Origin of the sequence: Pseudomonas sp. LRP2-20 (assembly GCF_024349685.1) — a bacterium.
Classification (GTDB): Bacteria; Pseudomonadota; Gammaproteobacteria; order Pseudomonadales; family Pseudomonadaceae; genus Aquipseudomonas.
The window spans coordinates 3,896,047-3,909,528 of record NZ_AP025944.1 but is presented as its reverse complement, the minus strand read 5'-3'; the positions used below and the strand labels follow the sequence as shown (position 1 = coordinate 3,909,528).

Here is a 13,482-nt window from a genome sequence, read left to right as displayed (position 1 = left end):
GTCAGTTCTCGATCAGAGTGTCGGGTGTCGCATGGGCGTGGGCATGAAAGGGGCAGCGCGACGGATTGAGCGAGCCTGCTTCCTGCAGTTGGTACTGCTTCCATTCAAAATTGTCGTCCTGGCCAAAGAAGCCCAGGGTTTCGGGCATGACCCCGTCGTTGTAGTGGCGCACCCGATCTCGAATGCGGGCACGAATGCGTTGCCCGCTTTCGGTGCTGGCGTTGGCCACTTCGTCGAAGTTCTCCCGCGGGTTGATGACGAAGGTGATATGCGGGCCCAGGTTGCGGCTTTTCATCTGCTGGTGGCCGGGGAAGTTCATGTTGATGAACAGCGGCATGCCGGCATAGCAGAACGACCAGGCGTTGTCGTGCGGGTCGGTGGGGATCGCCTGTGGCCACGGATGCGGGTCACGGGCGTGGACCCCACGCAGTACCTTCCAGGCCAGCGCCTGTTGCTCGGCCAGGCTGGTGTCGATGGCCGTTTCGAGAAACACCACCAGCGGGCTGCCGATGCGCTGCTTGATAGGCACGGGGGTGATGGTGCGCACGTACTCCGCCAGGCCCTGGGCGATATCATCGGCCAGTTGCTCGGCACGGGCGAAGAGGATGTGGCAGGATGCGCCAGCTACTGCTTTGCGGCCGAACAGGCACGGAAAGTCGGGGTTGGCGAGCACGCTGCGAAAATGCTGTATGGTTTGGTGCGTCCAGTGCTGAGTGTTCCGTACATGTTCATCGGCCAGCTCTAGCGCATCCAGGCGATAGCAGTTTCCATAAACCGTAAACATGATTTCCCCAGGAGATTTAAGTAAGAGAGCGTTCCACTCTTATGCAGGCAGGTTGGATACTTATCTTTGTTATTTACCTGCATTTTCTGAGACGCTCTTCACGTTGTAAAACGCGTGGAACTATGACCTACTATTAGTCTCACTCATGCTTCGAGGGCATCATGTCGGAACGGATTCAAGCATTGCACGCCCTGCGTGCCTTCGAGGTGGCCTCGCGCTACGGCTCGTTCACCCGGGCCGCCGAAGAGCTGGCTTTGACCCAGGGCGCGGTCAGCCATCACATCAAGACGCTCGAATCCATGTTCGGCTGCGACCTGTTCGAGCGCCGTGGTCCCAAGTTGAGCCTCACCGAGCATGGGCGGCTGTTGGCCCAAGAACTGAAGGTCGGTTTCAAGATCATCGAGAACGCTTGTGCGCTGCTGCGCCAGGACCGCTATGGGTTGCGTCTGAAAGCCCCTTCGACGCTGACCGTGCGCTGGCTGCTGCGGGCGCTGGACGGCTTCAAGAAGCTCGAAGACAACTGCAGCGTGCAGCTGTCGAGCGTGTGGATGGACATCGACTCGGTGGACTTCTACTCCGAGCCCTACGATTGCGCCATCCTCCTGGCCAATGGCCGTTTCCCGGCCGATGTCGAGAGCATCAAGCTGTTCGATGAATGGCTGATCCCGGTGTGCCACCCTGACTACATGACCCAAGCGCAACCGGCGCTGGCCGACCTGCGCCAGTGTGAGTTCCTGCACCCGTCACCCGACCGCCGCGACTGGCGGCGCTGGCTGGCACGCATGGATGCACTGGACATCAGCATCGACCAGGGCCAGGTGTTCGACACCCTTGACCAGGGCATCTCGGCAGCTCAGCAGGGGCTGGGTATTTCGGTGGTCGACCTGGTGCTGGCCAGTGCCGACCTCGGCGCCGGACGCCTGGTGACCCCCTTCAAGCACGCGGTGTCGACCGGTGACGGGTACTACATGACCTGGCTCAAGAGCAGCCCGAAAGCACGGCAGATGCACAAGCTGCGCGATTTTCTGCTCGCCCAGGTGCCGCCGCTGGCCTACAAGGACATCAACTACCTGTACGGCTGAAACCCTGGTCCGGCACGTCGGCTTCGTACCGACGGCGCGCTGGCGTAGAATCGTCGCCATCAACCGTGCAGACGAGGCGAGGACCACGCAGTGGAGTTGCAACAGGGCTTTGTCCTGACCCGGCATTGGCATGACACGCCCGAAGGCACCTGCGTGGAGTTCTGGCTGGCAACCGATGCCGGGCCAAGGTTGTTGCGCCTGGCTGCGCAGGAGTCGGTGGCGTTCATCCCCCAGGCGCAGGCCGAGCACGCCCGTGTGCTGTTGGCCAGGGAGCAGGGGGTGCAACTCAAGCCGCTGCGCCTGAAGGACTTCGACCAGCGGCCGATGCTTGGCCTGTACACCCGTCAGCACCGTCAGTTGATGCAACTGGAACAGCGCCTGCGTGCAGCCGGGATCGACGTGTTCGAAGCCGATATACGCCCACCCGAGCGCTACCTGATGGAGCGCTTCATCACTGCGCCGGTGCAGTTCACCGGCCAGCCGGATGCCCAGGGCGTGTATTGCGATGCTCAGCTCAAGCCCTCGCCGGGATACCGCCCTGCGCTGCGCCTGGCCTCGCTGGACATCGAGACCAGCGAGCGCGGCGAGTTGTACAGCATCGCCCTGGAAGGCTGTGGCCAGCGCCAGGTATACATGCTCGGGCCGGCCAATGGCGCGGCCGATGAGCTGGATTTCGACCTGCATTATTGTGCTGACCGCGCCGAGTTGTTGCTGTGCCTGAACCAGTGGATGGCCGAGCACGACCCGGATGCAATCATCGGCTGGAACCTGATCCAGTTCGACCTGCGCCTGCTGCACGAGCATGCCAAGGCGCTGCAGGTGCCCCTGGCCCTGGGCCGCAACGCGGCGCCGATGTCCTTGCGCAGCCAGGCCGGCGGTGGCCACGTGTTCGCCGATGCGCCGGGGCGGCTGTTGATCGACGGCATCGAGGCCCTGCGTTCTGCGACCTGGAGCTTCCCTTCGTTCAGCCTGGAAAGCGTTGCCCAGACCTTGCTTGGCGAAGGCAAAGCCATCGATACGCCGTACCAGCGCATGGACGAAATCAACCGCCGCTTCGCCGAGGACAAGCCGGCCCTGGCGCGCTACAACCTCAAGGACTGTGAGCTGGTCACCCGTATCTTCGCCCATACCCGGCTGCTTGAGTTCCTCCTGGAGCGCGCCTCGGTCACCGGCCTTGCCGTGGACCGCAGCGGTGGCTCGGTGGCTGCGTTCTGCCACCTGTACATCCCGCAGATGCACCGCCTGGGCTTCGTCGCGCCTAGCCTCGGTAGCCGCCCGGACGAGGCCAGCCCAGGTGGTTTTGTCATGGACTCGCGCCCTGGCCTGTACGACTCGGTGCTGGTGCTGGACTACAAGAGCCTGTATCCGTCGATCATCCGGACTTTCCTGATCGACCCGGTGGGCCTGGTCGAAGGCTTGCGCCTGCCGGATGACGAGCATTCCGTGGAGGGGTTTCGCGGCGGGCGGTTCTCGCGTACCCGGCACTGCCTGCCGGCCATCGTCGAGCGTGTGTGGCAGGGCCGGGAGGCGGCCAAGCGCGAGGGCAATGCGCCTCTGTCGCAGGCGCTGAAGATCATCATGAATGCCTTCTACGGGGTACTGGGTTCCAGCGGTTGCCGTTTTTTCGACCCGCGCCTGGCCTCGTCGATCACCATGCGCGGCCACCAGATCATGCGCCAGACCCGGGCGCTGATCGAAGCGCAAGGTTATGAGGTGATCTATGGGGACACCGATTCCACGTTCGTCTGGCTCAAGGGCGGCCATGACGAAGAGGCGGCGGCGCGGATTGGCCGTGATCTGGTGGCACAGGTCAACCAGTGGTGGCGCGAACACCTGCGCACGACACTGAAGCTGGAAAGCGCGCTGGAGTTGCAGTTCGAGGTGCATTACCGGCGTTTCCTGATGCCGACCATCCGCGGTACCGACGAGGGCAGCAAGAAGCGTTATGCCGGCCTGGTGCAGCGCGCCGATGGCAGCGAAAACATGGTCTACAAGGGCCTGGAATCGGTGCGCACCGATTGGTCGCCGCTGGCTCAGCGCTTCCAGCAGGAACTGTACGGGCGGATCTTCCGTGGCCAACCCTACCGTGAATATGTCATCGAGTACGTGCGCCAGACGTTGGCGGGCGAGCACGACGCGTTGCTGGTGTACCGCAAGCGCCTGCGCCGGCCCTTGGCCGACTACCAGCGCAATGTCCCGCCGCATGTGCGCGCTGCACGCCTGGCAGATGATTACAACGGCCGCCTGGGCCGCCCTCGGCAATACCAGCGCGGCGGCTGGATCAGCTACCTGATCACCACCGCAGGCCCCGAGCCGCTGGAGAACCTGCAGGCGCCGATCGACTATGAGCACTACCTGAGTCGGCAACTGCAACCGGTGGCCGATGCCATCCTGCCTTTCGTCGGTGATGACTTCAGTGCCCTCACCGATCGCCAGCTGCTGTTGTTCTGAGCCGCGGGGTAGCTATGTAACCCATGCCGGCAAGCCTGGGAATTAGCGTTGCCTCTTCATAAGACGTGAAGGTGCGACATGAAACAAGGTAACGACCCTCTTGAAGATCGCTGGCTGGCGATGGAACAAGGCTTTCAGGACGCCATGATCGCCCGCAGCCTGCCAAGCTGGGTTGCCCGGCTCCGGCTGGATTCTGCAAGCGGCAGGCAAGGGCCGGCGCTGACTGCCGGGCAAATGGTGGCGCTGCAGCAGGCACTGAAGGCCAGCCTGGTCTGCCGACAACGGCTGAGCCTGGACCTGGCGCGTATTCAGGGCATCCAGCAGTACTGCAAACCGCTGTTGCAGCAGGCCCTGCGCGAGAGCCTGTATGCCTCGGTCGATTGCGAGTCGCTGTACTACCGACATTTTTATTTTCCCATCACCGGCAAACCCGAATTCGCCACAGGTCATTTGCCGCAGCGGGAAAAAGCCAGTCACGATTCGCCCCTGCTTGATGCAGCCCTGGCCAACTTCTCCGAAGCGCAAGCCAGCGGGCAGGCCCTGCCGCGCAGTGATCGCGTGGTGGAGCGCGATGGCTCGACGTTGCGGCTGATGAGCGCCCAGGCATTCGCCAGAGGGTGCCGCAAACTGGACCTCGGTCAACGCTACCAGGATCACCTCGCCGCCATTCTCGATGCACCCGCCGCACAGACTGCCAGCGGGCATGCCGTGAGCGCATCATTGAAAGAGCAGCAATCGGCGACCTGGCTGGTCGACGCTTGCCGGGCGCATGCCGAGGGAGTGCTGACGGTCACCGAGCTGGAACTGGTGTTTGCCTTGTGCCGTGGCGACTGGCCTGGGTCGCCCGCCGGTTACCCGGTACGGGCACGTCAGCTGACGGTTTACCAATGCGCGCTCGAACAGATCGTCGTGCTCGAAATCGACGGCGCCGCCGGGTTCGGCGCGAACCGGCGAGTACTGGTGCATGTTCCCGCAGACCCAGTCAGCCCATGGAGCGCGGCGATGGACCTCGATACCTTCATTCGCCGCACGCTGGGCAAGCGCCTGGCCGATGAGGCCTACCAGCGTTTTTTCAGCCGCTTCGTGCGCCGCCGTGACCAGGCGTCGTTTTTTGCCAGGGTTGGTCTTGAACTGATGGACGTGGTCGAGGCCGCTTCGCGGGACATGGACCAGCACATGGTCGATTATCCGTTGCCGCTGTTCGATCACCTGGCCCAGGCCCGGATCGAACAGATCAAGGCCGATGCAGCCTTCATCGCCGTGCCGGTCAAGGTGCTCGATCGCGAGGTCCAGCAAGCGCGCCAGGCGCGCTTCATCTCGGCCCTGTGGACGGTGGCGGGGCTGGCGGGGCTGTTCGTGCCGGCAGTGAATGCCGTGGTTCTGGCCGCAGTCGCCTGGGATATGCTCAAGCATGTGTTTCATGCCGCGGAGGCCTGGCGCGAGGGCGATGTTCGGGCAGCACAGGACCATCTGCTGAGCATTCTGGGCACCGTCATTGCGGGCGGCGCCACCGCCGTGGCAGTGCGTGCGCTGAGTCGGGAGTGGAACCTGGTCGACAGCCTGGTGACGGCTCGCCTCGAAGATGGCCGCGAGCTGCTTTGGCAGTTCGACATGGTGCCTTTGCGCAGCGTCGCCCCCCCGGTCCAGGCGCTGTCTGATGAACAGGGCATCTATCGCCTGGGCGACAAGTGCTGGGTACGCATGCAAGGTCATTTCTACGCAGTGCGCCAGCTCGACGACGGGCAGTGGCAAGTGCTGCCCCGCGACGGCCACGGTCCCATGTTGCGCCACAACGGCGCGGGTGCCTGGCGAGTCTGGTGCGAATCGCCGCTGGAGTGGGACGACCCCTATGCGCTGTTCCGCCGCCTGGGTAACGATTTCGGGCAACTGAGCGACGAACAGATCGATCAGGTGGTGGCCATTCATGCCATCGACGCCGATCAGTTGCGCGGCTTGCACGTCTGTGGTCGTGCGCCGCAAGCTTGCCTGGTCGATTCCGTGAGCCGAGTATTGCTGGCCAGGCGCATTCAGGCGTTGGTCAGTCAACTGCAAAGCGGTACTGCACCTGACCCTGAACTGCTTGAACGCGTGCAGCGCTGGGAGGGAGCTGAGGGGCTATCGCCGCAGGCCTTGGCAACACAGGTATGGCGCCGGCGCCGGTCATTCCTGCAGCAGCTTTACTACGAAAAATACCCCGTCACGGCGGATACCCATGAGCTGCAGCGCAGTTTCCCCAGCTTGCATCGCCTGGGCGCCGAGGAACTGTTGAATGGGGCCAGCCAGGCGCATCTGGAACTCTCGGCGGCCGCACTGGCCAGGCGCATCCGCTGCCTGCGGGTGCACGAAGCACTGCTGTTCGACACCCCGCAGAGCCTGGACCTGGCCCGTGTGGTGCTCAGGCTGGCAGAGCAACTACCGGGTGCCGACGACGCCCCCGCCTGGCAGTTGTTCGACGGTGACGCGCTGGAGCCGGTGAGCCGCTCCACGGTCGGGCAGCCGTTGTGGCGCCTGCGCCATCGAGGCGGCGAGTTCCAGCTCAGCGGTGAAAGCGGCGCCAACGTGGGGGAGCCCGGAGACCTGTTCGATGTCATGGCCAGTGCTTGCACATCCGAACAGCGTGCCGTATTGGCGCTGGGGGAGCCATTCGCTTCGCAGTTGCGGGCTGCGCTGGCCAGCCGCCTGGCGGGGCAGCAAGACAAGCTGGCAGAGTGGCTCGGTATCAGGCGTGATCCTGGCTTTTTCCGGATGCCACAACAGTTGGGTGATGGTCGGGTCGGCTACCCGCTGAGTCAGTGGCGCCGCCGCCTCGGGCTGCAACGGCAGCGCCCCGTCAGCCTGCTGGCAGAGTTGCGTGATCTGTACCCTGGGCTGGACGACGAAGCGGTCGCGCGCTGGCTCGATGACATGCGAGCGTCGCAACGAAGCCCGGCTACCGAGTTGCAAGCGCTGCGGCAACAGCTCACGGCCTTGCGCCAGTGCCTCAGGGCCTGGCAGTTTTCCACCGTTCGCACCTGGCGCTGGAAGGCACGCAGGGAGTTCGCCCAAGGGCTGCTCGAATGCTGGCGCTATCAGGTGCCGCGCCAGCTTGGTGCGGTTGCCGAAGAGCACGCCTACATGTTCAGCACCTACGGCAGCGACCTGGACGCGTTACCCGCACTACCGCCCGACGTCAGCTTCGCCCATGTGTCGGAAATCGGCTTGCGTACCTTGCAACTGCGCGAAGTGCCGGAAAGCTTCCTGCGGGCCTTCCCCTCGCTGAGTTCACTGAGCGTGACCAACTGCCGGTTGCGCAGCCTGTCGCTGCCTGAGGCCATGGCCGCTCGCTTGAAGGTGCTGGACCTGTCGGGCAACCAGTTGCGAATGGACGAACCCCTGCATAGCGCGCTGGCGCGTGCCGGTTCACTGGTCTACCTCAATCTTTCGCACAACCCGCTGGCGCGCGCGTTTGCGCTGGAGGGCATGCCTGATCTGCGCACATTGTTGCTGTGCAACACGCAGTTGGTCGAGATGCCCGTGGGGGTGATGCAGGCGGCGCGGCTCACGACCCTTGACCTGGGCGAAAACCGCATTGCTGCGCTGCCATTCGCCTTCTACCGTTCCAGGCTGTGGCTTGGCGCCAGGGTGCGGCTTAGCGGCAATCCACTGGCGTTGGCTGCGGACGCCTGGCATGAAGTGGGCGACGGCGAAGTACCGCTCAAGCTGCGCTGGCTCGACCTGGTTGCCCGTGAGCAGCGTGACCGGATGGCCGACATCTGGGGCAAGCTCGATGGCAAGCCTGCTTCAAGGGACTTCTTCCACCTGCTGGAGCGGCTGACCACCTCGGCCGATTTTCAGGACGGGTTTCTGGCCCGCTACCTGGCGTTGCGAGTGTTCAGAATGCTGGCCTATATGTCCGAGCGCCCGGCGTTGCAGGCACAGTTGTACGAGCATGCGCTGACCGAGCATTGCCAGGACAATGCGACCCTGCGCTTCAGTGACCTGGAAGTGCGAGTGCGGGTCTGGAAGGCTTTGCACGGCGAATTGTCAGGCGAGCGCGAATGCGCGTTGCTGCACCTGGGGGCGCAGTGCTGGCGGCTGGACACGCTGGATACGGTGGCCGGGATGCATGCCATTGCAGCGGGCCGCCCGGAAGAGTCGATCGAGTTCGCGCTGGCCTATCGATTGGCCTTGGCAGATACGCTGGATCTGCCTATCGAACATGACGAAATGCTCAACCCTGGGGTGGCCAACCTTGCAACCTACGACCTGGTCAATGCCCAGCGCCTGGTCAGGTCTGCCCAGTCAAGCGATGCATTGGTTGACTACCTGCTTACCCAACAGTTCTGGCGCGAGCACCTGACGCAACAGTACCAGGCCCGGCTGCGTGTGCCGCAAGCCTTGTACGATGAACTGGAGACACTGCTCTCAAGCGACGCCGGGCAGGTGCAGATCGACCGCCTGCAAGCGCGCATCCAGCAGCGCGAGCGTAACCTGCTGGAAGCGCTTTCTCGCGAAGCCATTTCCCGCAACCTGCCCCTGGTCTTCATACCGCCGGTTGTACCGCAGCCATCGCTGCGTGAGTAGTAGTTATCTAGCCTGGGCCAGGCACTTGAACCGCCTAACCTCGTGCCTTCGAAAACGACGGAGGCATTTATGGGCATACCTGATCGAGCGCTCACGGCGGAACAGCATCTGGCCATGGAGCAGGCATATCAAGACAAGCTGATCGCCAAGCGCCTGCCTGGCTGGCTGGGCAGGCTGGATAGCGTGCAGCTGGATGCCGTCAGCCAGGCGCTCAAGGCCTGCCTCGTGCATCGACATCAGCTTGCTACCCGCCTCGCGGGTCTGCAGCCTGTCGATGCCTTCGTCAAGCGGGCATTGAACCAAGCCTTGGCGGGCCGATACGAGCGCGACGTGGATGTCGACCTGTTGTACCTGCGCCGCTGGTATTACTACTTCACCGAGAAGCCGACATGGGCCACCGGGCGCTGGCCGCAGATGGACCGGGACTACACCGACACGCCGCTGTATCAGGCTGCGTTGAATAACTTCACTGCCCAGGAAGCGGCCGGGGAGGGTGAGCCCAGGCGCAATGGCCTGTTCGATGTGTTGGGCAAGGAGCTGGGGCAACGGTCGGCGGCTGACTTTGCGGGGCTCTGCCGCAAGCTGGACCTGGGCGCGGCTTATCAGCAGCATCTGAACGCCGTGCTGGATGACGCGTTCAGGGCAACCCTGGCGCAGATGCTGCGCCAGGGTCTGCTGGTCGATGCCTACAGGGCAAGAAGCGACGGGGCGCTGGATGACCGTGAACTGGAACTGATCATCACCTTGGCGAAGGAATCGCGCCTGCAGCAGCTGGACGGTTCGGTGGTGCGCTATCGGCAACTGCAGCTCAGTGGCTGCGACGTGCAACAGGTCATTGTGCTGCAGGTGCTTGACGAGGGTTTGTTGCGCAATACCACACGGCGAATCCTCGTGTACATTCCGGGCGATCGCAATGGCGCCTGGAGCGGCCACCGGAGCCTGCAAGGTTTTGTTGGCGAAGTGCTGGAGCAGCGCCTCGGGGATCGGCAATACCAGCAGTTCTTCTGCCGCTTCATCAAGCTTCGTGATCAGCAGCGATTCTTCGCCGCCTATACCCGCGGCAGCCTGACGGGGCACCTGCTGAGCGTCAGCGAGGCGCTTTTCGATCATTTGCCAGCAGCACGTATTGCCCAGATAAAGGACGATGCGGCGATGCTCGTCACGCCAACGGCCCACGTGGACCGAGCCCTGCAGGCGCAACGCGACCAGCAGTTCAAGCAGCAAGGATGGGCTTTGGGGAGCCTGGCAGGGTTGTTCGTACCGGCGCTGGGCGGCGTGATGCTGGCGGTAACCGTCTGGGAGCTGCTGGGCGAGGTATTTCAGGGTATCGACGACTGGCGCGAAGGGGATAGCCAAGCAGCGCTGGAACACTTGACCAAGGTCGCCAGGGATGTGGCACTGGTCGCGCTCACCGGGGTTGCCATTGGTCTTGCGCGGCGGGCCTGGACGGGCTCCAGCTTTGTCGATGGCCTGGTGCCGACGCAACTGGAAGATGGCAGTGAAAAACTCTGGGACCAGAACCTGCAGGCATACCGGCGCGCGGCGCCCGGCGCGGATAGCGAGTCGGATGCCTTGGGTATCCATGCCGAGGGTGAGCATGACCTGGTGGAACTGGACGGGCATTGGTACAGCATCGTGCAGCGCAGCGAGGACGAACAATGGCAGATACGACCACAGCAGGGGCACGGCCCCCTGTTACGCCATAACGGCGCTGGCGCCTGGCGCTTATGGTGCGAACGGCCTTCCCATTGGGCTGACCCGCGTTACCTGTTCCGGCGCCTGGGCAGTCCCTTCAGTCAGTTGAGCGACCGTCAGGTCGATCAGGTGCTGGCCAATCAGGGGCTGGCGAGTGATGATCTGCGCGCCTTGCACATGTACGGCAGGGCGCCGGAGCCGGCGCTGGTCGATGCCGTGTTGCGCGCGCGCCTGGCCGGGCGCGTGGCACAACTGATCGAACATTTGCGTGCGGGGCGTGTGACCGAGGATTCGGACGCGCTCGCCTATGCCCGGGCCTTGCCCGGTGCGGCAAGCTTGTCTGGACCCGCGCTGGGCGAACTGGCCTGGGCCAGCCGCCAGGCGTTGTGGCAGCAATGGTACGAAGACTTGCAACTGCCTGAGTCTGCGAGCATCGCCACACTGCGCCGGGCGTTCCCCAGTTTGCATGTGCTGGGCGCCGATGCTGTGCTGCGTGCGGCGACCAATGCCGATCGCCTGGCGTTGTTGGACTTCGGCCGCATCACCCTCGGGCTGGCCAGGTTGGCAAGGGCCAGTGCGATACATGCCCGGGTCTCACGTGTGATCGAGGCAATGCAGATCGATACCCCGCAGCACCTTGACCTGGCGCGCGCTGCGCTGCGCCTGTTTGAGAACATTGACCAGGGCGCAAATAGGGCTGCTTGGCGGCTGTTCGACGACCAGGCGCCGGGACCGCTGCTGACCACCCGAGGCTCAGGAACACCCATTGACCTGATCCATCGGCAAGGTCAGTTCGCACTTCGCGATGCACAAGGGCTGGGTGAGCCGGGTGATTTGTTCGAGGTCATGGCCCGCGCGCTTCCTGCCGCACAGTGGAACGCGCTGGGGCTTGCGCAGCCGCTGGCAGCTAGCTTGCGGCAGGCCTTTGCCGAGCGCGCGGTCGAGCAGCGTGCGCAGATGCCAGCGATGCTCGGTGTAGCACGCCAGCCGGCATGGTGGGTTGCGCCGCAACGGGTCGGCAAGTGTGTCGGGTATCCGCTCAGTTGCTGCCCAGGCTGGTTCGATGCCTTCACGTTCCGGCCGCGCTCGCTGGCAGCACGGGTGGCGGAGCTGTACCCGGATTTCGACGACGACGAGCCTCAGATTCGCCGTTGGCTGGAGGATGTTCGCGAGTCGGGACGCGACGTTGCACTACTGATTGGGGAACTCGAGCAGCAGCTGCAGGTGCTTAATCGTCAACTCAAGGCGTGGGCCCATCGTGCCCCCACTGCCAGGCAGCGCCAGGCGCGGCGGGAGTTCAGGCGCGGGCTGATCGACTGCTGGCGCTATATTGTGCCTCAGCAGAGTTACCGCAACCGTTACGAAGAGGGGTACAGCTGGCGCTGGATCGGCCGTGACGTGGACGAGTTGCCGGAGTTGCCTGTCGAGGTGAGCTTGCCGCATGTCAGGGTGCTGCAGTTTGAGCAATCGGGTCTGAAAGAACTGCCAGACGGGTTCCTGCGCGCCTTTCCCAATGTCTGTACCCTGGAATTGTCGGGCAACAACTTGCAGCGGTTGCCAGCACAACTGGTGCAACTCAGCCGCTTACGGGCGCTGGACCTCTATGACAACCAGATCGAACTGGACCCTTCTCAGTCCACGCTGCTAGCCGGCTGCGAGTCGCTGCTTTACCTGAACCTGTCTAGAAACCCGCTGCGTGCCAACTTCTCGGTGCAGGCGATGCGGGATCTGGTCGAGCTCAGGTTGCGCGACACGGGCATCACGCGGTTACCGATCGGTGTGATGGAGCTGGAGGACCTGCAGGTGCTCGATATGGAAGGCGACCGGCTTGCTGAGCTGCCCGAAGGGTTTTACGACTCGCCGGTCTGGCGTCGTGGCAAGGTCACCCTGGAGGGTAATGATCTATCACCTGCCGAACGCGAGCGGCTGATCGAAGCCAGGGTCGCCAGAGGCATGGGGGGCGTGTTGCCAGCGCCTGGCAATGTGCCGACCCGCCTGCTCTGGCTGGATCGCCAGGGCCATGAGCAACGTGCACCGTTTGCCTCGCTCTGGTCAACGCTTGAGGATGAGGACGGATGCGAACATTTCTTCAGCCTGCTCAAGGAACTCACTCAGTCCGCCGATTTCAGCGGCGCGCAAGGGAGCGACCTGGCGCGGCGGGTGATGGAAATGATGCAGCAGATGGCTGACTTCGCCCCCTTGCGCGACGAGCTGTTTGCCGCTGCCCAGATTGAGACTTGTGGCGACGGCGCCGCCATCCATTTCAGTGAACTGGAGGTAAGGGCCTTGGTGTGGCACGCCGAGCACGAGGCGGCCGGTGCCAGTCAGTCTCAGGTGCTGGCTAGGCTGGCAAGACGCCTGTGGCGGCTGGCGCGGCTCAATGATTATGCATTGCGCGACTTTCGCTCCCGGCAACAACGATCGCCAGAGCTCGAGGAAATCGAGGTGGTGCTGGCTTACAACATTCACTTGCGCGACGAACTCGATTTGCCGATCAACACGCAGATGATGCGTTTTCCTGCTTCCGCCCTGGTCGACGCCCGACGGGCAGCACAAGCTGCGGCCTGGGTGACAGGGCAGGAGACCGACGACGACCTGGCAGAGTGGATGGTGCAGTGCCGTTTCTGGCAGCGCTATCTGGAGAAGGCTCACGCACAGGCTCTGCGTGTTCCTGACCATTACCGCAAACAGCTGGCGGCCCTGCATTCCGAAGCTGAGATCCAGGCCCTGCAGGCCGTGATCGAAGTGGATCAGCATGAGCGCAAGCTGGCGTTGACACGGCAAGCGCTGCAAGGGGTGGAGGCACCATGAACCCTGCAGAAGCGAGCGCAGCACAGCGCCGGGTTGGACTATGCTCTGGTCATATGCCTTGGCTGCTGCGCTTGGCTAGGATCAGCCTGGGGCTCC

The 13,482-nt window shown here is 63.6% G+C and carries 5 protein-coding genes; 4 read left to right on the top strand and 1 reads right to left on the bottom strand.

Annotated features, from left to right (window positions below):
- Position 1 precedes the first annotated feature (1 nt).
- Positions 2 to 784, bottom strand: coding sequence for a YqcI/YcgG family protein (locus OCX61_RS17530; RefSeq protein WP_261940658.1), 783 nt, complete (start codon positions 782 to 784; stop codon positions 2 to 4).
- 161 nt (positions 785 to 945) lie between these two features.
- On the opposite strand from OCX61_RS17530, the gene OCX61_RS17525 reads away from it, so the two are divergent.
- From OCX61_RS17525 to OCX61_RS17510, 4 genes are all read left to right on the top strand, one after another.
- Positions 946 to 1,866 carry a LysR substrate-binding domain-containing protein gene (locus OCX61_RS17525; protein ID WP_261940657.1) on the top strand — a complete coding sequence of 307 codons (921 nt, stop codon included), beginning with the start codon at positions 946 to 948 and terminating at the stop codon, positions 1,864 to 1,866.
- A gap of 90 nt (positions 1,867 to 1,956) precedes the next feature.
- Positions 1,957 to 4,317, top strand: coding sequence for a DNA polymerase II (locus tag OCX61_RS17520; protein ID WP_261940656.1), 2,361 nt, complete (start codon positions 1,957 to 1,959; stop codon positions 4,315 to 4,317).
- A gap of 78 nt (positions 4,318 to 4,395) precedes the next feature.
- Positions 4,396 to 8,880, top strand: a complete 4,485-nt coding sequence (locus tag OCX61_RS17515; RefSeq protein WP_261940655.1) for an NEL-type E3 ubiquitin ligase domain-containing protein — start codon at positions 4,396 to 4,398, stop codon at positions 8,878 to 8,880.
- A gap of 69 nt (positions 8,881 to 8,949) precedes the next feature.
- The gene (locus tag OCX61_RS17510) at positions 8,950 to 13,386 is read left to right on the top strand and encodes an NEL-type E3 ubiquitin ligase domain-containing protein (RefSeq protein WP_261940654.1); all 4,437 of its coding nucleotides are present in this window, start codon (positions 8,950 to 8,952) and stop codon (positions 13,384 to 13,386) included.
- Positions 13,387 to 13,482 lie beyond the last annotated feature (96 nt).

What these genes read in the sequence shown, in the direction of transcription:
- OCX61_RS17530 (WP_261940658.1), bottom strand. Translation starts at nt 784, where the DNA reads ATGTTTACGGTTTATGGAAACTGCTATCGCCTGGATGCGCTAGAGCTG.
- OCX61_RS17525 (WP_261940657.1), top strand. Translation starts at nt 946, where the DNA reads ATGTCGGAACGGATTCAAGCATTGCACGCCCTGCGTGCCTTCGAGGTG.
- OCX61_RS17515 (WP_261940655.1), top strand. Translation starts at nt 4,396, where the DNA reads ATGAAACAAGGTAACGACCCTCTTGAAGATCGCTGGCTGGCGATGGAA.
- OCX61_RS17510 (WP_261940654.1), top strand. Translation starts at nt 8,950, where the DNA reads ATGGGCATACCTGATCGAGCGCTCACGGCGGAACAGCATCTGGCCATG.